Genomic DNA, 20940 nt, shown 5'->3' on the forward strand with positions numbered 1-20940 from the left:
CGGCCGTAGATGCAATCTACTCCCGCATGATGGTGCGAAATTTTGCCGTTAAAGGAGATTGCGCCTGATGGACGCTGGCCCAAACATTTTAATTATGACCCCCGTCACAGCTGAGAAGGATGCGGTTTGTCGAGGCTTGCAAAACAACCCGCGCTTTCATGTGACAGAAGCCGGAGTTGGCCCAGCGGAAGCCGCTGTCCGCACGACACTCGCTCTCACACGGGGCAGCTATGATCTCGTCATTTGCATGGGAATCGCCGGAGGCTTTCCCGGCCGCGCAGCCGTTGGCTCGCTCGTCATAGCCGATGCCATCATTGCCGCCGATCTCGGGGCAGAGACACCGGATGGCTTCAGCAGCCTGGACACCCTTGGCTTCGGTTCTTCTACAATCGAGGCTGGCGCACAAGCCTCCGCTTTAGCCGCAGCACTCGCTCAGGCTGGTCGTGCTGCAGCGCTGGCTCCCATTTTAACGTTGTCGACCGTCACCGGAACTGCCGCCACCGCCCAAGTGCTGAGCGAGCGCTTTCCTCGCGCCGCCGCTGAAGCGATGGAAGGCTTTGGCGTTGCAACAGCTGCACAAAGCTTTGGCATTCCCGTTCTTGAAATTCGCGCCATTTCGAATGCGATCGGACCAAGGGACCGCAGCGCATGGCGAATTGGCGAAGCTTTGCAGGCTTTGGAAGCTGCGGGCTCCACACTATTGGAGGTGCTTGTATGAAAATCGCTTTTTCTCCATGTCCGAACGATACTTTCGTCTTCCACGCTTGGGCGCACGGGCTTATCCCGGATGCACCAGAGCTGGAAATTACGTACGCCGATATCGACATTACCAATCGTCTGGCAGCCAGCGGCGACAGCCCGCTTGATGTGCTGAAAGTTTCCTACGCCGCCCTCCCTTGGGTGCTGGAAGATTATGCGCTGCTTCCATGCGGCGGTGCGCTGGGCAGAGGCTGCGGCCCGCTCGTCCTGACAGCTGGAACCCGCACGGATGCGGCAGCATTATCAGGCAAACGCGTAGCAGTGCCAAGCGACCGTTCCACCGCTTACTTGCTGTTCAGGCTTTGGGCGGCGAAGCACGTTCCCGGCGGGGTCGGCGATATCGTCATCATGCCATTCCATGAAATTATGCCTGCCGTTCGCGACGGACATATCGATGCTGGCCTTGTCATTCATGAAGCGCGCTTCACGTATCCAAGCTTTGGCCTATCCATGATGACGGATCTTGGCAGCTGGTGGGAATCGGATACGGGACTGCCTATACCGCTCGGCGCCATTATCGCCCGCCGCTCGCTCGATTTGCCAGCCATCACGAAGTGGATTCAGGCCTCAGTCGCTTATGCATGGGCGAATCCAGAAGCGCCTCGCGATTACGTCATGCAGCATGCCCAAGAGATGGACGCTGCCGTAGCGAAGGCGCACATTGATCTATACGTGAATGACTTTACCGCCAATCTCGGCGATAGCGGATATGAGGCGATAACGACGCTGCTGAATCGCGCTGCGCAGGAAGGGCTCGTGCCAGCCATCGATCCTGAGCTGCTGAAATTTCAGCCTTAGCTTAGGACGGGCTATTGTTACGTGTGATGCTTACTCGTTGTGAAAATATAGGCTCGTCGAATTACGTCCCGATATCCTGATCGGAATCGTCCCATTTTTTCGAATACGCTTTTTTCGTCACCCAAAGTGTCATCCATGTCAGCAATATAACGATTAAGCCTGAAAAAATCCAAACGCCTATAGGCACATTCATTCGCTGCTTCCTCCCATTCGTCTCTTTTCCTACTATCATACAGGAGAATCGGCGGGGGGAACAGTCCTTACGAAAGAGCTTGACGAATGGCCTTCCTTTTAGTATATTTGGAAATAATTATTTGAATAGCAGCGGCTTACGATGGAAGCACCCGTAAGAGAAGACGCCTCAGGCGTCCTTCTTGCGGGTGTTTTTTTGCGTGCATTCGGGACTATGCCCTTTATCGCTGCCCTTCAACGTCTTTCTTTTCTACTTCATTTCCACCATTTTAAAGGAGGGCTCCACTATGTTTATTTTCAAGCCGCTGCATCTGTTCACTGCTCTAATCGCATTATCCTTATTTCTGACGCTGCCATCACTCTCCACCGCTGCCACGTCGCTCTTGCCTTTTTCGCCCACCGTTCAGACGGCCTTTGACAAACTGACCACGAGTGCTGACTCCGCATCAGCCTACCAGCTTAAGAAGCAATATGACAGCCTGCTGTCCGCCCAGCAGCAGGAAGACGCTTGGGAAGGTAAAATTACCGACAGCCATTATCGCAATGAAGAAGCGCTTGTTGCCGTTCGGCAGCGCATCAAGCAATTGAATGCGGAGAAGCTTGCCCAGCTGGCAGCTGACGTTAAGCAGACGAAGGAGCGTTATCAGCCGCTATTTGAGCTGTACGCTTCGCTGCGCAAGCAGCAGGAAGCCGCCAAGCTGCTGCAAAGCAAGGAGCTGAATGCCGTGATGAAGGCGCAGCTGGAGCAAACGAAGCAAGCCGTCCAGCTCGCCAAGCTGGATATTAAAAATAAGAGCGAGGCCTACAGCAAGCTTAAAGCCGCCACTGTGTTGAAAGCGAAGCAGACGCGCGCCGTATTGGAGACTGCTTCCTCGCAGCGCATCAAAATCCGCTCCGCCAAAAGCAGCATATCCAGCAGCCGCAAGCTTATTACGGCCGAAGGCAAGCTATTGACCCAAGCTGTGAAGAAAGGCGATGCCGCAGCCGCTTCGCGCTCCTTCGCTAAGTTGCTGACGCTGCAGCAAAGCATTTTGGATAAAAAGCAGGCGATCTACAGCAGCGAGGAACAGATTGCCGCTATTATTACGAAGGCGAATGCACTGCTCGCTTCATAAGACACCGTCCATCTATTTTTATCCATAGCAAACACCCCTTAGAATATCATCGAACTAACCAGCTGGTTATCCCATGTTTATTCTAGGGGGTGAATGGGGTGAATTTCATCCTATTTATTGTTTAATGAGACGCTTAAATAAATGGTCTGCGGTCCAATACCAATTGCAGGGGCCGATCCGTAAGGACAAGCTCTGGAACCAGCTGTTGAATGACTGCAAGGCCGCTTACAGCGCCGCAGAGCGAATGCAAATCTTCAAACGGCTCTGCTGGCGATTGTTCGCCCAGCTTCTCGATATAGGCAAGGAAAGGTGCTGCCGATTCCCGAACAACAGCCAGCACTTCCTCGCGGCGATAGGACGTTTGCTTCAGGCAGCAGCCCAGCACGTAAACCCAATCGATTTCGAAAAAGGAAAGCTGCTCCTTCGGCTGCTCCCACCGCTCGCTGCGGAACAAGGAGATGCAAGTATCGACCAATGCCTCCACATAAGGAATAGGCTGCTCGCGATAAGCCATATTAAACAGGTAATGAAAGCTGCCAGCCAAGTGATGGAAGAGCGGCGCACCGCGCAGCTCGCCATCTCCATCAACCATGCAGCCTTTGCGCCATAAGCCCGTTGCCGGATCTGCCTGCTCCTTCAACCAGTCGAAGTACCAGGCTTCCCACGCAGCGTCTACTTCCTGCGCGAGCACCAGACTTGCGAAGACGCCGGAGCCCTTCTGCGATTCTCCCCAAGGCTGCTGTACCCAATCCAGCTGCTCTAGCAATTCGTAAAGCCCTTCTTTGCTTCTATAGGCTGCAAATTGCTGAAGCGGATATAGTGGCTTTCCATCAAAAAGCTCCAAAGCCGATATTGCGAACGCCGCGCTATGCAGCTCGTTATGGTAAAGCCCGCGGAACATGCCGCTGCATTGCTCCTGAAAGCTTTGCAGCGCCTGCTTCCATGCGGATTTTTCCGCTTCTGCCTCCGGCAGCCCGTTCACCGTGTATAGCAGATTGGCGGCATCCGCCGTCCCATACACATCGCTCCGGCCTGCCTGCTTGTCCGCATGAAGGAAGCGTTCGTAGAACATCCCCTTCGCATCCTTGGCGAGGTGAGCATCAAGCGTCAGCAGCACCCGATTGATGAATGGTTGCGCCTTTATAGCCATTGCCTCATCCCCCTCCTTTGCCTATAGCAAGATCTGATCGATCAGCGTCAGCTCTTCATCGGTGAAATGAGCAACAGCAAGCGCCTGTACGGCATCTTCAATCTGGCTGACTTTGCTGGCGCCAATAAGCGCGGAAGTCACTCGTCCGCCACGCAGCACCCATGCCAGCGCCATTTGCGACAGCTTCTGGCCGCGGCCGGCTGCCATTTCGTTCAACTTGCGCAGCTTAACGATAAGCTCATCGGTAATTTCCTCTGGACGCAGAAACACGCTTGGGCCAGCCGCACGCGAATCTGGAGCAATGCCATTCAAATAGCGATCGCTCAACATCCCTTTCGCAAGCGGGGAAAATACGATGGAGCCAATCCCCTCTTCCTCCAGCACGTCCAGCAAGCCATCCTCAACGTGGCGATTAATCATCGAGTAGCTCGGCTGGTGAATCAGACAAGGCGTACCCAGCTGCTTCAAAATGCGCGATGCCTCACGCGTCTGCTCCGGCTTATAGTTGGACAAGCCAACATACAGCGCTTTGCCTTGGCGCACAATCAGATCAAGCGCAGCCATCGTTTCTTCCAGCGGCGTATTTGGATCTGGACGGTGATGATAGAAAATATCGACATAATCGAGTCCCATGCGCTTCAAGCTTTGGTCAAGGCTCGACACCAAATATTTTTTGGAGCCAAAATCGCCGTAAGGCCCTTCCCACATGCCGTAACCGGCTTTTGTCGAAATGATCAATTCGTCGCGGTAAGCCCCAAAGTCGGCTTTCAAAATGCTGCCGAACGTTTGCTCAGCAGAGCCCGGAGGCGGTCCGTAGTTATTCGCCAGGTCGAAATGCGTTATACCAAGGTCGAATGCCCGTTTAACCATTTCTCTGCCTTTCTCTACGGAATCAATACCGCCAAAATTATGCCACAGCCCTAACGAAATAGCAGGCAGCTTCAATCCGCTTCTTCCACTGCGATTATATGTCATAGTGTCATATCGATTATGACTTGCCAAATAGCTCATTCATTTGTTCCTCCTCAGGTTTAATATAAACCTATTGTACCGGGAAACGACTATGAATCCTATGTCAGCAAGGATGATGTTTATGGAATAATGTCCTTTTTTAAAACATAGGAAGTATATGATTTTTCCATCCATTCTCTATATTTCTACACAAAACAGCAGCTTTGCCACCAGAGGGCGGCTTCAGCCGTTTACGCTTGTAAAATAACTATTCAAAATTGCGCGGAGGTGTTCCCTTTACCTTTTTGAACATTTTAGAAAAAAGCAGCGCATCTTGATACCCTACGGAACGCGCCACCTCACTGATGCTGTAGATGCCCTTCCCTAACAGCTCACAAGCTTTATTCATCCGATAGTTAAGCAAATACTGCTGCGGCGGCATGCCCACAGCCTCTTTAAACAGAAAAGACAAATATTTGCGATCCAGGCCGAGTACGTCAGCGAGCTGCTCCATCGTAATTCGTTCACTGTAATGAGCGTGCAGAAATTCCATGCTTCGGTGAATGTAGGCTTCCTGCTTGCGTGCGGCATTGCTGCTATTGCTTTCCGTTAAAGGAACCAACTCGACAAGCAGCGATAAAAACTCATACAAAATGGCTTGAAGGCGCAAATCACTGCTGGCTTGGTGGGATACAGCTTCCGTCAACTGGTCATACAACGTCGGCATCAGCTTCATATCCATGGGGAACACGGGGTTTTCTGGCGTAATCGATGTCCGGGCGATGATTTGCGCAGCCTGCTCTCCAAAAAAACCGATCCAGGAGTACGTCCACGGGTCCATCTCGTCCGATTCATAAGAAATAAGCACCTGCGGATAAATGAGGAAGGCTTGTCCGGCTGTAAGCGTGTAGGTTTTGCCCGCCACCTTCACAGTCCCTTTTCCTTTATGAATGAAATGCAGTTTAAAGTTTTCCCTTACGATTGGCCCTATGAGATGACAAGGCTTGCATGCCTCTTTGCCCCAATAAAGCAAATACATATCCGGGCCATCACGAAAGGGACGCTCCGGATTATATTGAAACACTGCCATGATGACCTTCATCCCTCTCTACGCTATCTTGCATCGTGATGTGGCGAACGACTGCTGCAACAAGGCAATACCACTCATGATTTCTCTATATAAAAACAGCCCCTATACTGGGGGCGCTGCTTTTTGGATGCTTTCCGATAATAATAGCACAGTTTTCAAACATCTGACACAATTAAACGGATGCAATTTTTTAATAATAAATGCCCTTTTCAGCCTTAGCTTTTCACATGATTGAATGAATTTACACCGTATTAAACAATGTTTGATTATAAAAATATCATTTTTATTCGATTTCAATTGAATTCACTAAAAAAAGCAGGGTGAGGTTTTCCTCTCCCTGCTTTTTTTATTTTCTTACTGTGCAATTTTACTCAGCTTTGCTGACCCAGAGCATTCCTTATTCGTGACCTTCGAATAAAGCGGCTAATTTCTCAATCGCCTGATCCTCGTCCGGACCTTCAGCCGTGAGCTTGATCGGCGTACCCTTCATAATATCGAGCGCCATTAAGCCCAAAATGCTTTTGCCATCGGAAATAATGTTTTTCGCTTGCCAAATGACGCGGATCTCGGATTCGAAGGAAGAAGCAAGCGTCGTAAATTCTTTTGCAAACAACACATTAAAGCCGTTTTGCTTCGTTAACGTATCATGCGATTTCATCTTTGTCAGCACCTTTCATTCAGAGTATGTGTTTGCAGCTTTGTATTAAGCTTTTTTAACAGCTTTCAATTCAGCTACAATTTGCGGATACAATTTATCCAGCTTGTGGAAATACAAAATGACCATCTGCAAAATCCCTAAAATAATCGGCAAGTAAATAAACATGAAGTGAATCGCGCTGCTTGCGGAAGAGCTGATTGTCTCTTGTCCTCCGATATAACCGCCAATCGCCAGACCCCAGCCAATAATAGCTGCGCCCAGACCGCTGCCCGCTTTCGTACCAAAGCTTCCTGCGCTGTATACGAGTCCTTCTGTACGCACACCTGTTTTCCATTCGCCGTATTCTACGGTATCGGCCAGCATGGCGAAAATCGTACCCATAATTGGCGTCATGCCAAGCGCCTTAACCACCAAGCCAACAATAACAAATGTAACATTCGTTGGATCAATCAATATAACCAGCGAGCCTAAAATCATAATAAAGCTGCCGACAAGCGCTACATTCCGTTTGCCGTACTTCTTGATAAGTGGAGCAATCAAGAACAAACCGACCGCAATAGGAATCAATCCGGCAAAGCTGAGAAGGCCCAGCAGTTCGGCATCATTCAACATGTACTGTGCGTAATAAATATTCAAACCATTCATGCCGTAGTTTGTGTAAACAGTGACAGCGAATAGCAGCATAATCGCCCAATATTTATTGCGGAATAGCGCTCCCAAGCCTTGCTTGAACGGAATTTCTTTTTGCGACACGGAAGGCTTTACGCGCTCACGCGTCGATTTAAAGGTAATGAAGAACATAATGAGAGATAGAACGCCATAAATCGTGAAGGTCAATATCCAGCCTTTTTCGCCGCCGCCAAATACTTTAACAAGCGGTTGCGTCGCGAAGCTGACGCCGATTGCCCCTGCAAGCGCACCAAGCATACGAACGATGTTGAGCACCGAACGCTGATAGCCGTCCTGAGTAACAAGCGAGTTCAACACCCCATATGGAATGTTAATGAACGAATAAATAAAATTCATGAGCAAATAAGTAACATAGGCATACACGAGCGCTCCGCCCGGTCCGACATCAGGGAACGTAAAGAGCAATACGCCTGAAGCGGCGAATGGAATCATCATCCACAGCAGCCATGGACGAGCTTTGCCATGCTTATTTTTCGTTTTGTCTACCAATGCCCCTACTCCGACGTCAAGGAAGGCATCCAATATGCGGGCAATCAGCATCATCGTTCCGATTGCGCCTGCGGCAAGTCCCATTACGTCCGTATAATAATACGTTAGAAACGTAGCCGCCCCTGTAAAGATAAGGTTGCTGGCTGCATCACCAAAACCATAACCAATTCGTTCCGACCATCTTACTTTATGGTACGCGTCGTCTTGAACGCCACTTGCTGTCTGATTCGCACTCATCGCACATTCTCCTCTTGTACCTAGCTTTAAACGCTAATTTATAAGCTGTTCAGCTCTTTAATTAATTGGTCAAGCATGTCTTTGGTGAAGCCATCGCCGCCGAATGCCATCAGGTTGCGAAGCGGCATGTATTGCATCATTTTGACCATCATTTCCGCATGGGCATCGTCTTCATCAACGCCGCCGAGCGGGCTGTTCTCTTGGAATTTCTTCATATATGGCTGCAAAATGACAGTCGCTTCTTCATTGTTATACAAGTCGCCCAGTGTCGTATTTTGCGTATAATGCTTTTTCAATTTAACGGTAGATTCAACTGCAAGCGTCGCTTCAAGAACGATTTCCTGCGAGGAATGCCCAATCAAAATAGCGAATTCGCCGCTTTCCACATGCCAATCCTTAATATCCACATTGTAGTAGGCGAAAGAACGTTTATTGAGCACGAAGCTCACCGTTTTTGTCTCGCCCGGCGCGAGCGCAACCTTTTTAAAGCCCTTCAGCTCTTTCTCTGGGCGAATTACGGTGCTTGCTACATCCTTCACATAAAGCTGCACCACTTCTTTGCCTGCTACAATGCCTGTATTGGTCACATTGACCGTTACTTCTACCTCGTCTGTATCCTTGATGCTCGCTGCGCTTAGCTTTAAGTCGCTGTAAGCAAATGTCGTGTAGCTCAGGCCATAGCCAAACGGGAACAGAACATCTAGTTCCTTTTTGTCATAATAACGGTAGCCTACGAAGATGCCCTCTTTGTATTCAACGCGGTCGCCTTCGCCTGGGAAGTTCAGGAATGAAGGGTTATCGCTAAGCTTCAGCGGGAACGTCTCTGCCAGCTTGCCGGAAGGATTCACTTCTCCAAACAACAAATCTGCAACGGCTCCGCCAACGGCCTGTCCACCCAAATAACCTTCAAGCACAGCATCGACTTGATCCAGCCACGGCAGCAGCACCGCTGATCCATTGAGCAGCACAACAACGACGCGGCCTTGAACGCTGGCAACAGCCTCGATCAGCTTGTTTTGATTTTCAGGCAGGTTAAGATGCTCACGGTCATACCCTTCTGATTCATAACGGTCAGGCAAGCCTGCAAAAATGACAGCAACCTCCGCCTCGCTTGCAGCGCGCTTCGCTTCTTCGATCAACGCTTCATCAATGGCATCATCACCTGCGTGATAGCCTTGCGCATAAACAACTGCCGATGCATCGCTAACGAGCGCCTTAATTTCTTCAACTGGGTTATCCAGCTTTGTCGGTACAATATGCGAGCTGCCGCCGCCTTGGAATCTTGGCTTCTCGGCAAAAGCGCCGATAACTGCAACGCGGCTGTTTTTTGCAAGTGGAAGCAAACCGCCTTTATTCTTAAGCAATACCATGCTCTCGCTTGCAACAGTTCTTGCCAATTGGTGATGCGCGTTTTTGTCATACGTAGCATCCTTAACTTTCTCATCCACCGATTTGAAAATAATGCGAAGCAGGCGCGTTACCGCGCGATCCAAAGCTTCCTGCGTCAATGTGCCATTGCTGATCGCATCAAGAACCTTCTTCTCGCCTACGCCATTGCTTGCCGGCATTTCCAACTCCATGCCTGCCGCAAGCGACAGATCGCGCTCATTAACTGCGCCCCAGTCAGAGACGACAAAGCCTTCATGGCCCCACTCATCCTTCAAAATATCGGTAAGCAGCTTTACATTCTCGGAAGCAAATACGCCATTCACTTGATTGTACGAGCACATAACCGTCCAAGGCTGCGCTTTTTTCACCGCGCCCTCGAAGCTTGCCAAATAAATTTCGCGAAGCGTACGCTCGTCAACAACTGCATCCGTCGACATGCGGCGATGCTCCTGATTGTTTACGGCGAAATGCTTCAGCGACGTTCCGACGCCTTGGCTTTGCACACCGTTGATATGGCCTGCTGCCATCTCGGAGGACAAATAAGGATCTTCGGAAAAATATTCGAAGTTGCGTCCGCAAAGCGGGGAGCGTTTAATGTTCACGCCTGGCCCAAGCAAGACGGCAACATCTTCTGCCTGGCATTCTTCACCAAGCGCAACGCCGACTTTGCCAATCAGCTCTTCATCCCATGAGCAGGCAAGTCCAGCTGCAGAAGGGAAGCAGGTTGCCGGCACACTGTCGAAAATGCCCAGATGATCCGCACCCGTTTGCTGTTTGCGCAAGCCGTGTGGTCCATCCGTTACCATAATGGAAGGCACGCCTAGACGTTCGACACCTTTCAAATGCCAAAAATCAAGCCCCGAGCATAGTCCGGCTTTTTCCTCCAGCGTCATTTGAGCTACGATATCCTGAATGTTTCTCGTCAATGTAAAAACCTCCAATTCGATATAGGTGATGATGAGTTCCTGTTCTACCCTACAGAAAAAAATGGATGACTACGAAGTATAACTTGCTCCTATCCCCATTTCTTTATCAACTAATTTAAGTATAGTGCGTTTGTTTAGCGCTTTCCTTCCCTCGTTTCACTGAAAACAATGTCACTTTTTATGATTATCCTTTTTCCTCTTTCTTACTCTTTCAAAAAGAAAATAAAAAAGGCCATATGGCCGCCGCCTTCTGCAAAAAAAAAGACCTCCGCCGATTGTATAATCGGACGAAGGTCTTTCTGCCTTTTATATGGGATTGTGCTGCCATTCCCGTTTAATCTCCAGCAGCTGAACCTCATGCGGCGCAAGCAGGCCCTTCAGCGTCAATACATCCCCTGCTGTCTCGGTGCTCATATGCTGCTTCGGCACGCTGCACTGGTTCAAATAGTCAATATCCGGCGGCATCAGCTCAGCGGGCGCGCCCATCCGCAGCCATTCATCATAGGAGCTGCCCGATTCCCGGTTAATCGCATGCCGGTGTATGCGGTAAGCGCCTGGCTCCAGCCCTTCTAGCTGAATAGTCAGCTCCAGCTGGTCGTTATGATTAAAGACGGCATACCGATGATGCGGCTGAATGCCTGAAATATCATTTTTGAGATACATCTGGTCAAAATGGGCGTAATGGAACAGCAGCAGCTGATACGCGCCATCCTTCGACATCGTCAGGCAGTAGCCATCGCCGCGGTCAAGCAGCTTGCAGCCCAGCTTGGCAAGCAGTTCGTAGGCATAGAAGGCCGCTTTTTTGAGCCCATTATTCGTAATCATGCCAAGTCCGCCGTGGAATGTCTCCTGCGGCAGTGGCAGCTCCTCCAGTAAATCCGTTACTGTCCAGTAACCCAGACTGCTTGCTTCATCGAGCGTTTCCACGATGTTTTTGGCAATGTATGCGGCTTTGAAGCAAGTATCATTCGTCAGCTCTCGATGATGGGGCGTTGCATTCCATTCCGTCACATGCAGCTCAGTGCCCGTCCATCCAAGCTCCAGCAGCTTACGCTTCACTCTGCCCAGCATTTTGGGAACATAGTCCTCGCCCGCGTAGTGGAAATCGCTGATTTGGGGAACTTGATCATGCGCGGACTCCGTTACCGCATATTCAATCGGGTACATATGAATGGTGATAAAATCAGGCAAGCATTCATGCTCGGTGCAGTAAGCCAAATATTTTTCCATCCAATAGCTTCGATCCACTATGGTGTCTCCCTGCATGCATGGGCCGCCAATCTGCGCCTGCGGGTACACGCGCTTAATCGCCTTAAAGCTCGCTTCATATAGTTCCAGGTATCGTTCAAACGGATCTGGCCAGAACAGCCCGCCATCCGGCTCGTTCCAAAATTCAAAGCGCCAGCTGCTTACCTCGGCACTGCCATAACGATGGAGAAGATGCTGAATGAACGCTTCCATCAGCGCGGTCCAATGCTCCATCTCATTAGGCATGCTCATGTAGCTTTTTTTATGGAAGAAAAACTTCGACTGATCTGCAAAATCGCCCGGCATAAAGCCCAGCTCGAAGAAGGGACGCAGCCCGATGCTTCGGAAAAAATCGACCACCTGATCGACATAGCCGAAGCTGAACAGGGGCTTGCCGTCCGGCCCCAACCGCGCCACCATCATTTCATCATCGAAGATGCCGTGGAAGCGAATATATTGAAAGCCAATGGAGTGCTGCACCATCCGTAAATGCTGCTGGACGGGAGCAAACAACGCTTCCTTCGCCTTGCCGATCGTACATAAGCTGCGCCAAGTATGCTTCAGTGTCCGCCCGCTGCCAGAGGCACGGATTTGTATGGAGCGGCAGATGGAGCCCTGATCAGCAGCGGCAATCGTTCCAGCGTTCGCTTCCGTTGGCAAATATTTAAACAAGCTGATGTAAGCATTTTCCCGGTCAAAAGCCAAGTAATTATCGCTGGAGGGCTCGGACAATTCCGCCTCAGGCAAATGCTGCCCGCGATGGCCGCGATATTCCGTCGGCGTCATTTGGTAGACCGCTTTGAAAGCCTTATGGAAAGCTTTCAAATTAGGAAAGCCGCTGTCCAAAGCGATTTTAATAATTGGCTCCTGTGTCGTCAGCATCGCTTTGACCGCATGCTCCAGCCGAATGCGCGTAATATAAGTACGGAACGTCACACCCATGCTTTTCTGAAAGAAGCTCGATAAATAGGAGACGGAGAAATTTTCACGCTCAGCCAGCTCATTCAGCGTCAGCGGACGATTGAAGTGCTCCTGAATGTACTCATTCAAATGAAGGAGCCGCGCCATCGTACGACGGTTAATCGGATACTCCCGCTTCTCCTGCGTGCTTCTGAATTTGCGCAGCAGCAAATAAATCAGCTCCAGCAGCAGGGAGCGGACTTTAATTTCATAGCCATATCCGGCTTTATTATAATTCCACATAATGGTGGACAGCAGCGTACGCACTTCAATAAACTTCTGCTGATCGCCTTGAGCATGCCAGCAGGAATTGCACTCAAAGGCGGTCTGCTCCGTGTCCACCCCCTGCTCGCGCAGAAAAGAATCCGGAATTTGCAGCGCCAGCAGCAGATTTTCCTGATCCGATTGTATCGTATGAATATCATTGCTATTAATAAGGATAATATCCTCTTCATTAAGCACGAAAGGCTTGCCTTGTACAGCAATGATTGCCTTGCCCTTAAGCACGAACAGCAGCTCCATGCTGTCATGCCAATGATTCGGGACGTATCTGACGTTATGAAAAAAAATATGCAGCGGAAGCTCATGATCCGTCTGAATGATTTCATAAGTATGGTCCATCTATGTCCTAACCGCCTCGTTCATTTGACCTTTTGTTATGTGTACTCAACGTATCACCTGCTCACAGGACTGTCAAATCCAGTCATGCGAAGATAGCGTAAAAGCATAATCTGCGCTTGATTGTAGAAGCGGTTAGGAGTAAGATGGGTAGGGATCATTTTTTTCCAATATTTGAGTTTATTTCAGGAGGGTATCCTTATGTTAGCTGCTATATTCGTTGCCCTGGTGGCTGCCGAGCATTTGTATATATTGGCTATGGAAATGTTTTTGTGGACGAAACCTCGGACGCGCAAAACATTCAATTTGACACCTGAGTTTGCTGAGCAAACCAAGTCGCTTGCCGCCAATCAAGGATTATATAATGGATTTCTGGCCGCTGGCCTGATTTGGGGCCTTGTGCATCCGAATGCCGATTTCGGCTATCAAATCCAGCTGTTTTTCCTCATTTGCGTACTCGTTGCTGCTTTGTACGGCGGTCTTACTACTAAACGCTCCATCTTGGTTATGCAGGGGCTGCCTGCGCTAATTGCGCTGCTGCTTGTGCTGTTTACCTAGATCGAGCGGGCTGTAGAGCAACAACTTCCAGCTTTTGCTCAAGCAATCCAACGCATGCAACTGAAAAAAATCTCCAGCTTCGCTATAACAGCGACAGGCTGGAGATTTTTTTATGTTCATAAGCCGCATGATTAACTAATAATCGTTTCGCCGTCCTCTGGCACGAGGATTACGCCGCTTAGCCCTTTGCCTGCTGCATATTCGCGCAGTTCCGGTCTGGACAGCATGCAATGATTGACCGCCCCCATATGGGAGGAGATGATAACCGCCTGCGGCGCCGCGAGATGCGCAGCATATATATCTTCCTTCGTCATCAGGATGGGATCACCTTGCAAAAAGCGGGCCTCGCCTCCATTCACGACGATGACTGACGGTTCGTATTTCTCGATTGCCGCTTGCGTCTCCTCGCACCAAATCGTATCGCCCGCCACATAAAGCGTCTGCTCCTGCGCATGCTGAAACACGATTCCCGACACCTCGCCCATACGCTCGCCGATTTCCCCTGTGCCGTGCCTTCCATAGGTTCGGCTGAGGCTGACTTCCCCGAGCTGTGCCGATGGTGTGAAAATCTGCACCTGCTCAAAGCCTTTCTCGCGAATCGCTGCCGCATCATGCTCGTTTTGGGCAAAAATCACCATGTCCTTCGGCAGAAGCTCCGCCGCAGCCTGATCAAAATGATCCACATGCAAATGCGTGACAATAACGGCATCAACAGGGAGCAGCTGCTCCGCTGGGAAGGGCAGCTCGACTGTCGGATTAAACTGCTCTTGGTTAGCTGTATTGGGGAAAGGCGGATAGGTGCCCTTCGGCGCCAAGAAAGGGTCGATCAAAAAGGTAAGGCCGCCGTAATTTATTTTCAAAGTTGCATTGCGAATTTGGGTCATTTGCATATGCTGTTCCTCCTTTAATCTTGCTCTTTAATAGGTTACTATCTAAAGAATGGCATGAACATAGAAGCAATCACTTAAATCGCACCAAATACTTGATTTTTGAAAGAGGTTGTCGCTTATGCTGGATCATACGGATAAACGCATCATTGAAGAGCTGGCGAAAAATGGCCGCATCTCGATGAAGGAGCTTGGCCAACTCGTTCATTTGACCGGACAGGCTGCTGCGAATCGTGTCAGCCGGCTGGAGGAAGAGGGGTTTATTGAGGGTTATACGATACGCTTGAATCAGGAGAAGGCGGGACTCCCTGTCCATGCCTTTATCCAAATTTTTATGCACGGATTGTATCACGCCCCCTATATAGCATTTGTACAGCAGCAAACGGCTATCATTCATCATTATAAAACGGGCGGAGACAGCTGTTATATGATGGAATGCCGTTTTCCTTCCAATGCCGCGCTCGACCAGTTTCTCACGGAGCTAAATGAGCATGCTAATTACAGGCTGACAATCGTCATTAATCAGACGCTTTAAGCTAAAATAACCCTGCAATTGAAACAGCGGTAGACTGTTCCTTGTAAAATAGCAAAAAGCCCTTATTTTGAACAAGCTTTGTTCAAAACGAGGGCTTTTTATTAGTTGCAAGCTACAAAGTAGAGATATCTATAACGAATCGATAACGCACATCACTTTTGAGAACACGTTCATACGCTTCGTCCACTTGGTCTGCACGGATTACTTCAATCATTGGAGCAACGCCATGCTCAGCTGCGAAATCGAGCATTTCCTGCGTTTCACGAATTCCGCCAACGAGTGAACCGGCAATGCTGCGGCGGCCCATAATTAATGAAAACACTTGATACTTATCTGGTTCAGCCGGCGCACCAACATTTACAAGTGTTCCATCAATGCGAAGCAGAGATAAATACGCATCAACATCCAGATTTGCCGAGACGGTGTTTAAGATCAGATCAAAGCGGCCTGCTAATTGGGCAAATGTAGCAGGGTCACTTGTCGCAAAGTAATGATCGGCGCCAAATGCCAATGCTTCCTCTTTCTTATGATTAGAGCGGCTCAATACGGTAACTTCAGCACCCATAGCATGTGCAAATTGGATCGCTACGTGACCAAGACCTCCCATTCCCACAATGGCAACCTTCTTGCCTGGGCCAGCTTTCCAGTGCTTCAAGGGAGAAAATGTAGTAATGCCTGCACATAATAGCGGGCTTGCCACATTCATATCCAGACTGTCTGGTATACGGACAACGAACCCTTCCGTTACAACGATTTTTTGGCTATATCCACCGTATGTTGGATTGCCATCGTAGTCTAGCCCATTATAGGTATTGACAACACCTTTCGTACAATATTGCTCCTCGCCACTGAGGCAGTATTCGCATTGTCCGCAGGAGTCAACAAAGCAGCCAACGCCTACGCGGTCACCAACGACATATTTGGTCACTTCTGTTCCTACTGCTTCTACGACTCCGGCAATTTCGTGACCAGGAACCATCGGGAAGATTCCACCGCCCCATTCTCCGAATGCACTATGAATATCAGAGTGGCAAATGCCGCTAAACTTAATATCTATCAGGATATCATGGGGCCGTAATTCTCTACGCTCAATAGTAGTCTTTTCAAACGGTGCCCTTGCATTTGAGACACTTAGAACATGTGTCGTAGTCCTATTATTATCAATATTGCACATAAGAGATCACACAATCCTTTCCTACACATCCACTTATTTTTCATGCCTTTAAAATTCATAAGACCAGCTTAACCCTTAAAGTTGACTTTAAAGCAAGGGTTTTTCCCGAAAATTATTTTTCGTTAACTAAACGGGTTGCATTAAAGTGCACTTTAAGGTCTATAATAAAATGAATGAAATCGATCACCACTATTCGTAAAAATGATGGAGGATACAATGGCATTTTATATAAAAGAAGCAGCTGAAAAGGTAAACTTGCCTACGCATACACTCCGCTATTATGAACAAGAGGGTCTTTTGCCTTTTATAAAAAGAGACGAGCATGGAAATCGCATTTTTGACGACAACGATTTATTATGGTTGGATCTGATTGTATGTTTACGAAAAACGGATATTCCTCTTTCAGAATTGCGTGCGATTGTGGAATTAACAAAAGCAGGAGACAGCACAGCCTCAGAGCGCAAACAAATATTAGAAAAACATAAAGAGAAAATGATGGAGAAACAACGAGACTTGGATAACGCTTTTATAAAAATAAAAGAGAAGCTAGGATTTTACGATGAAATAGAAAAGAAATACAACGAAGAAAACATGCCATTCGAAGCTTAATGAAGAACTGCCTTAATACGATTTTGGTTGTAAAAAAGCCGTTTGCCCAATTATGTTGGGCAAACGGCTTTTTTCAGTATAAAGTTGGGATTTGCTTCGCAATCTAGTCTGGTATCGCAGCTGTCAGTTAAAAATGTTGCTTGACTTAAAGTCAACTTTAAACGTTATTATGACCTTGTTTAGCAAATAAAGAACAAAGGCAGGAGAAAAATTTTTGATGGATAAAAGAAATCGTTTCTTTATATTTATATTGACCCTAGGTGTTTTTGGCATCTTAAATACGGAAATGGGTATCGTCGGGATATTGCCTCTAATTGCTGATCACTTTCATGTCAGTGTATCCAAAGCAGGGCTGCTAGTCAGTCTGTTCGCCCTTGCTGTTGCCATATCGGGACCCACTATGCCGTTATTATTTTCGGGCATCAATCGCAAGAAGGCCATGCTGCTTGTACTAGGTGTCTTCGTTTTGGGTAACCTGGTCTCCATATTCGCTTCAAACTTTGCCATTCTAATCATTGCGCGTGTCATTCCAGCCTTTTTACATCCCGTCTATGTCACAATAGCTTTGACAGCAGCAGCTGCCTCCGTTAGCAAGGAGGAAGCTCCAAAAGCTACTGCCAAAATATTTATGGGAGTAACGGGAGGGCTAATACTCGGTGCGCCTATCTCTAGTCTTATTGCTAGTACAACAACACTTGAGATGGCAATGTTATTTTTTACGATCGTAAATGCGATAGCGTTTATTGCTATATTTCTATTTGTACCCTCTATGCCCGTTAAGGAAAAACTCTCTTATGGATCTCAAATACGTGTATTAAAAAGAGCAATTATTTGGCTATCCATCGTTGGGGTTATTTTTATGAATGCAGCGATGTATGGTGTTAGCAGTTACCTTGCGGTGTACCTGGAGAACATCACGAATGTACCTGCGAAAACGATCAGTTTCATGTTATTCATATTCGGTGGTGCAAGTATAATAGGAAATATCGTCGCAGGGAAGCTGCTTACTAAAAACGCCTTAAAATCTGTAGCCTCTTTTCCATTCGTATTAGCAGCCGTTTACATCCTATTGCTGTTACTGGGACAATTCACTGGACCTATGGCTTTCGTTCTTTTTGTTTTTGGAATAGTCGTGGCTTTAGGCAATAATATTAGCCAATATTGGATCACGTCTGCCGCTCCAGAAGCTCCTGAATTCTCAAATGGATTGTTTTTAACCGCTGGCAACTTAGGGGTAACAGCCGGGACGTCTATAGGAGGATTATTTATTTCGGGAATGGGTACACAATACGTTGTATTAGGTGGATTCTTATTTTTGATATTGAGTGTTGTATTTATTTTAATGAGAACCTACATGCATAGTCCAACAACAAAACAACTTTCCTCATAAACAATGAATATAAAAACAGCCCGCAAGCAGAAGACTTTTCACAAAAGTCCTTCTCCTTGCGGGCTGTTTTTTTCCTGGCAAGCGATAGTTAGTTCAATCGGTTAACCAACTTGAGCACCGCATCGCGCGTCAGCTTGTTGCCACCAGCAGCAATAAGGTTCACGGTTGCATGAGCCAGCGTGAGCGGAATCTTGCAGAAGCTTAGGGCTGGACCCTTCTTCAGTTCTGCGATATACGCATCCGCAACCTTCAGATTGCGGCGTGTATACGCCAGCATTTCCTTCGGCCCCCAGCCATCTGGATAAAAGTCCACGCCCCGCTCCAAATCCTCGTCGCGGTTGCGAAGAATATTGACGGCTTGCAGCCCACGGCCAAAAGCAACTGCCTTCACCGTATCCGATTTCGTTCCATCAAACCATAACCAGATTTCCGACAGCATCTCGCCTACCATCCCAGCTACGCTGTATGTATAACGGTCGAGATCCTCCTCCGTATGGATATGCCAGCCTTTCTCTACCCATTCCGCCATTTGCTTCGACATCATCGCAATATAACGATAGATGGTGCGGGCAACAGTCGACGGACATAGCTCCGCCCATTCATTTACCCGCATAGATACAGCCGGCAATACATCCTCATAGGGAGACAATAGCTTCTGTGTGGCTTCTGTTACATCAGGAGACTGGAAAGCTTCTTCCATTCCGATGAGCAGCTTGACTTTCAATTGGTCTGAGATGTCGTTATGATCCTCTATTTCATCAATAGCCCGCATACACAGATATGCAGCTGCTACAGCTTCCTTCAAACCAGACTCCAGACGGCTGATAGGAATATAGAAAGTCCGGCTTGTTTGCTGCAGCATGGTCATAGCATCATTAAGGACGACGTTAGTAATGAGTGTTCCCTCCAAAAGTAGCTTCACATTTCTTATAATCATATCATACGACGCTTAACTTCCCAAATAAAAACCGTCCTATTATTGCCCGCTATCTATGACAGCAGCACGATATTCGGTATCATAGACGGCAAGGAATGGCGTTAAGCTCTCCAAGTGGCTGGCCTCGATATAAAGCACGCCTTTCGTTATAACCACTTTGCCCTCGGAATCTGGCTTAAGGCTCAGCGACCAATCGCCTTTATACAGCTCAGCGGTTTTCGATGCAGCATGCCAGTCCAGCCCAGCACCCCATGCTGAAAAGACGCTTCGCACCGGAATATACACTTTTTTCCCGCTCGTGTAAGGCGCAGGACCGCTGGTCAGCTGCTTGCCATCCAGCCAAAGCTGTACCGCTGCTCCCGCAGGCTTCAAATCAACGCCAGAGAGTAGATCCTCCGCATTACGAACAGGCTGCAATTGAGCCGGATTAACCGCCAGCGCCTTCACATTGCCATTGGGGGGATCGGAAATATACAGCTTTCCTGAGCGATAAAAAAGCCCCGTGGGCTGATTGAATTGGGCCTGATCCGCTGGACCGATCAGATCACCAGCATCACTTTTCCCAGCCAGCGTTGCAACTCGGCCATTCTCCATCACGGCACGAATCCGGTGATTGAGGCTGTCCGCTACGAACAGAACGCCACCCTCATATGCAAGCCCTCGCGGCCGATTGAAGCGCGCATCAGCAGCAGCCCCATTTTGATAGCCTCCCGTGCGATAGCCGGTTAAAGGATCGACTGCCGTCTTTTCGCCTGCAAGCGTCGCAACCTCTCCTTTATCTATTACCCTAATTACATGATTTCCACTATCCGCGATAAAAAGACGTCCGGCTTCGTCAAAAGCAAGTCCAGCAGGCTCGTTAAAACGCGCCTTCGCTGCTGCCCCGTCTACGTAATCACCCGTCTCTCCTGACGGTACTTGTCCAGCAAATGTCGATACAGTGCCCTCCGGCGTAATCCGCCGAATAACATGATTAAGCGTATCGGACACATAAACGTTGCCCGCGGCATCAACCACAATACCCGTAGGCGAGTTAAAACGCGCCGTGCCCTGCTCGCCATCTGCATAGCCAGCTTCGCCGTTGCCCGCCAGCGTCGTCAGCTTGCCACCCGCAAATTTGCGAATAACATGATTGTCTGTATCGCTAATGTACACATTTCCTTTTGCATCCGTGGCAGCAAAAGAAGGCGTGCGGAACGCAGCGTTTGCCGCGTCCCCATCTACATACCCCGCTGCTCCGCCGCCGGCGGCAGCACTGAGCTTGCCCGCAGCGCCGTTCCAGCGGCTGATGTTATTGCTGCCCGCACTCACTACGAGCAGCTCGCCCCCGCTCGCTGCCGCCGTCACGCCCCATGGCTGCTTCAAGCCTTGCAGCTCATAGGTTACAGCCGCAGCGGCTGCCGTTGCGGTTGCCGTGTCCGCAGCAGCCGCTGCGGAAATGCTGACTTCGGCAGCGGCTCCTGTTTGCCTACCCGCTGCTGCCTCAGCGGCCGCAGCTGCTCCTCCTTGCGGCAGCAGCGATGTGACCAGCAGCGCGCTGAAGGCTAGCAGCATTCCTTTTTTGTTCATTGGATTTTCTC

At 49.0% G+C, this 20940-nt stretch carries 19 protein-coding genes; 7 read left to right on the forward strand and 12 right to left on the reverse strand.

Annotated elements, in window-relative coordinates; all coding sequences use genetic code 11:
* The first annotated feature begins 67 nt into the window (after nucleotides 1-67).
* Together ASF12_RS08135 and ASF12_RS08140 are read left to right on the forward strand one after the other, a co-directional pair.
* Nucleotides 68-718, forward strand: coding sequence for a futalosine hydrolase (locus ASF12_RS08135; protein WP_056031995.1), 651 nt, complete (start codon nucleotides 68-70; stop codon nucleotides 716-718).
* The gene (locus tag ASF12_RS08140; RefSeq protein ID WP_056031998.1) at nucleotides 715-1557 is read left to right on the forward strand and encodes a 1,4-dihydroxy-6-naphthoate synthase; all 843 of its coding nucleotides are present in this window, start codon (nucleotides 715-717) and stop codon (nucleotides 1555-1557) included. Before ASF12_RS08135 ends, ASF12_RS08140 begins: the two co-directional genes overlap by 4 nt.
* Nucleotides 1558-1618: 61 nt before the next feature.
* Here the strand turns inward: ASF12_RS08140 and ASF12_RS36140 are convergent, their stop codons facing one another.
* Nucleotides 1619-1750, reverse strand: coding sequence for a hypothetical protein (locus ASF12_RS36140; protein ID WP_257790767.1), 132 nt, complete (start codon nucleotides 1748-1750; stop codon nucleotides 1619-1621).
* Between the two features lie 286 nt (nucleotides 1751-2036).
* On the opposite strand from ASF12_RS36140, the gene ASF12_RS08145 reads away from it, so the two are divergent.
* On the forward strand, nucleotides 2037-2864 hold the full coding sequence (locus ASF12_RS08145) for a hypothetical protein (RefSeq protein ID WP_056032001.1): 828 nt from the start codon (nucleotides 2037-2039) through the stop codon (nucleotides 2862-2864).
* Nucleotides 2865-2997: 133 nt separating this feature from the next.
* On the opposite strand, the gene ASF12_RS08150 is transcribed toward ASF12_RS08145, so the two are convergent.
* From ASF12_RS08150 to ASF12_RS08180, 7 genes are all read right to left on the reverse strand, one after another.
* Entirely contained in the window at nucleotides 2998-4014 is a 1017-nt protein-coding gene (locus tag ASF12_RS08150; protein WP_056032004.1) for a hypothetical protein, read from the reverse strand.
* Between the two features lie 21 nt (nucleotides 4015-4035).
* On the reverse strand, nucleotides 4036-5025 hold the full coding sequence (locus ASF12_RS08155) for an aldo/keto reductase (RefSeq protein WP_056032007.1): 990 nt from the start codon (nucleotides 5023-5025) through the stop codon (nucleotides 4036-4038).
* A 208-nt stretch (nucleotides 5026-5233) separates the two neighbouring features.
* Nucleotides 5234-6055: an AraC family transcriptional regulator gene (locus tag ASF12_RS08160; RefSeq protein WP_056032010.1), complete on the reverse strand. Its 822-nt coding sequence runs from the start codon at nucleotides 6053-6055 to the stop codon at nucleotides 5234-5236.
* 397 nt (nucleotides 6056-6452) lie between these two features.
* Entirely contained in the window at nucleotides 6453-6713 is a 261-nt protein-coding gene (locus ASF12_RS08165) for an HPr family phosphocarrier protein (protein WP_056032013.1), read from the reverse strand.
* 45 nt (nucleotides 6714-6758) lie between these two features.
* A complete protein-coding gene (locus ASF12_RS08170; RefSeq protein WP_056032015.1) occupies nucleotides 6759-8129 on the reverse strand; it encodes an MFS transporter in 1371 nt (456 codons plus the stop codon).
* A gap of 38 nt (nucleotides 8130-8167) precedes the next feature.
* Nucleotides 8168-10444 carry a glycoside hydrolase family 3 C-terminal domain-containing protein gene (locus tag ASF12_RS08175; RefSeq protein WP_056032018.1) on the reverse strand — a complete coding sequence of 759 codons (2277 nt, stop codon included), beginning with the start codon at nucleotides 10442-10444 and terminating at the stop codon, nucleotides 8168-8170.
* Between the two features lie 306 nt (nucleotides 10445-10750).
* Nucleotides 10751-13273 (reverse strand): GH39 family glycosyl hydrolase, encoded by a 2523-nt coding sequence (locus ASF12_RS08180; RefSeq protein WP_056032021.1) that lies wholly within the window; start codon nucleotides 13271-13273, stop codon nucleotides 10751-10753.
* A 198-nt stretch (nucleotides 13274-13471) separates the two neighbouring features.
* On the opposite strand from ASF12_RS08180, the gene ASF12_RS08185 reads away from it, so the two are divergent.
* Nucleotides 13472-13828 carry a DUF1304 domain-containing protein gene (locus ASF12_RS08185; protein ID WP_056032024.1) on the forward strand — a complete coding sequence of 119 codons (357 nt, stop codon included), beginning with the start codon at nucleotides 13472-13474 and terminating at the stop codon, nucleotides 13826-13828.
* A gap of 131 nt (nucleotides 13829-13959) precedes the next feature.
* Here the strand turns inward: ASF12_RS08185 and ASF12_RS08190 are convergent, their stop codons facing one another.
* A complete protein-coding gene (locus tag ASF12_RS08190) occupies nucleotides 13960-14718 on the reverse strand; it encodes an MBL fold metallo-hydrolase (RefSeq protein ID WP_056032027.1) in 759 nt (252 codons plus the stop codon).
* Nucleotides 14719-14836: 118 nt separating this feature from the next.
* Here ASF12_RS08190 and ASF12_RS08195 point away from each other — a divergent pair, with 118 nt between their 5' ends.
* The gene (locus tag ASF12_RS08195) at nucleotides 14837-15250 is read left to right on the forward strand and encodes an Lrp/AsnC family transcriptional regulator (RefSeq protein WP_056032030.1); all 414 of its coding nucleotides are present in this window, start codon (nucleotides 14837-14839) and stop codon (nucleotides 15248-15250) included.
* A 112-nt stretch (nucleotides 15251-15362) separates the two neighbouring features.
* Here ASF12_RS08195 and ASF12_RS08200 read toward each other — a convergent pair whose 3' ends face one another.
* Nucleotides 15363-16424, reverse strand: coding sequence for an NAD(P)-dependent alcohol dehydrogenase (locus tag ASF12_RS08200; protein ID WP_056032033.1), 1062 nt, complete (start codon nucleotides 16422-16424; stop codon nucleotides 15363-15365).
* Between the two features lie 216 nt (nucleotides 16425-16640).
* Here ASF12_RS08200 and ASF12_RS08205 point away from each other — a divergent pair, with 216 nt between their 5' ends.
* On the forward strand, nucleotides 16641-17033 hold the full coding sequence (locus tag ASF12_RS08205; protein WP_056032036.1) for a MerR family transcriptional regulator: 393 nt from the start codon (nucleotides 16641-16643) through the stop codon (nucleotides 17031-17033).
* A 217-nt stretch (nucleotides 17034-17250) separates the two neighbouring features.
* Entirely contained in the window at nucleotides 17251-18423 is a 1173-nt protein-coding gene (locus ASF12_RS08210) for an MFS transporter (RefSeq protein ID WP_056032038.1), read from the forward strand.
* Nucleotides 18424-18511: 88 nt separating this feature from the next.
* Here the strand turns inward: ASF12_RS08210 and ASF12_RS08215 are convergent, their stop codons facing one another.
* Together ASF12_RS08215 and ASF12_RS08220 are read right to left on the reverse strand one after the other, a co-directional pair.
* On the reverse strand, nucleotides 18512-19291 hold the full coding sequence (locus tag ASF12_RS08215) for a squalene/phytoene synthase family protein (RefSeq protein ID WP_056033021.1): 780 nt from the start codon (nucleotides 19289-19291) through the stop codon (nucleotides 18512-18514).
* A 108-nt stretch (nucleotides 19292-19399) separates the two neighbouring features.
* Nucleotides 19400-20929: a stalk domain-containing protein gene (locus tag ASF12_RS08220; protein WP_056032041.1), complete on the reverse strand. Its 1530-nt coding sequence runs from the start codon at nucleotides 20927-20929 to the stop codon at nucleotides 19400-19402.
* Nucleotides 20930-20940 lie beyond the last annotated feature (11 nt).

The sequence above is a fragment of the Paenibacillus sp. Leaf72 genome (assembly GCF_001422685.1).
GTDB lineage: Bacteria > Bacillota > Bacilli > Paenibacillales > Paenibacillaceae > Pristimantibacillus.

Coding starts and splice junctions, on each gene's coding strand:
- ASF12_RS08135 (WP_056031995.1), top strand. CDS start 68: ATGGACGCTGGCCCAAACATTTTAATTATGACCCCCGTCACAGCTGAG.
- ASF12_RS08140 (WP_056031998.1), top strand. CDS start 715: ATGAAAATCGCTTTTTCTCCATGTCCGAACGATACTTTCGTCTTCCAC.
- ASF12_RS36140 (WP_257790767.1), bottom strand. CDS start 1,750: ATGAATGTGCCTATAGGCGTTTGGATTTTTTCAGGCTTAATCGTTATA.
- ASF12_RS08145 (WP_056032001.1), top strand. CDS start 2,037: ATGTTTATTTTCAAGCCGCTGCATCTGTTCACTGCTCTAATCGCATTA.
- ASF12_RS08150 (WP_056032004.1), bottom strand. CDS start 4,014: ATGGCTATAAAGGCGCAACCATTCATCAATCGGGTGCTGCTGACGCTT.
- ASF12_RS08155 (WP_056032007.1), bottom strand. CDS start 5,025: ATGAGCTATTTGGCAAGTCATAATCGATATGACACTATGACATATAAT.
- ASF12_RS08160 (WP_056032010.1), bottom strand. CDS start 6,055: ATGGCAGTGTTTCAATATAATCCGGAGCGTCCCTTTCGTGATGGCCCG.
- ASF12_RS08165 (WP_056032013.1), bottom strand. CDS start 6,713: ATGAAATCGCATGATACGTTAACGAAGCAAAACGGCTTTAATGTGTTG.
- ASF12_RS08170 (WP_056032015.1), bottom strand. CDS start 8,129: ATGAGTGCGAATCAGACAGCAAGTGGCGTTCAAGACGACGCGTACCAT.
- ASF12_RS08180 (WP_056032021.1), bottom strand. CDS start 13,273: ATGGACCATACTTATGAAATCATTCAGACGGATCATGAGCTTCCGCTG.
- ASF12_RS08185 (WP_056032024.1), top strand. CDS start 13,472: ATGTTAGCTGCTATATTCGTTGCCCTGGTGGCTGCCGAGCATTTGTAT.
- ASF12_RS08190 (WP_056032027.1), bottom strand. CDS start 14,718: ATGCAAATGACCCAAATTCGCAATGCAACTTTGAAAATAAATTACGGC.
- ASF12_RS08195 (WP_056032030.1), top strand. CDS start 14,837: ATGCTGGATCATACGGATAAACGCATCATTGAAGAGCTGGCGAAAAAT.
- ASF12_RS08200 (WP_056032033.1), bottom strand. CDS start 16,424: ATGTGCAATATTGATAATAATAGGACTACGACACATGTTCTAAGTGTC.
- ASF12_RS08205 (WP_056032036.1), top strand. CDS start 16,641: ATGGCATTTTATATAAAAGAAGCAGCTGAAAAGGTAAACTTGCCTACG.
- ASF12_RS08210 (WP_056032038.1), top strand. CDS start 17,251: ATGGATAAAAGAAATCGTTTCTTTATATTTATATTGACCCTAGGTGTT.
- ASF12_RS08215 (WP_056033021.1), bottom strand. CDS start 19,291: ATGACCATGCTGCAGCAAACAAGCCGGACTTTCTATATTCCTATCAGC.
- ASF12_RS08220 (WP_056032041.1), bottom strand. CDS start 20,929: ATGAACAAAAAAGGAATGCTGCTAGCCTTCAGCGCGCTGCTGGTCACA.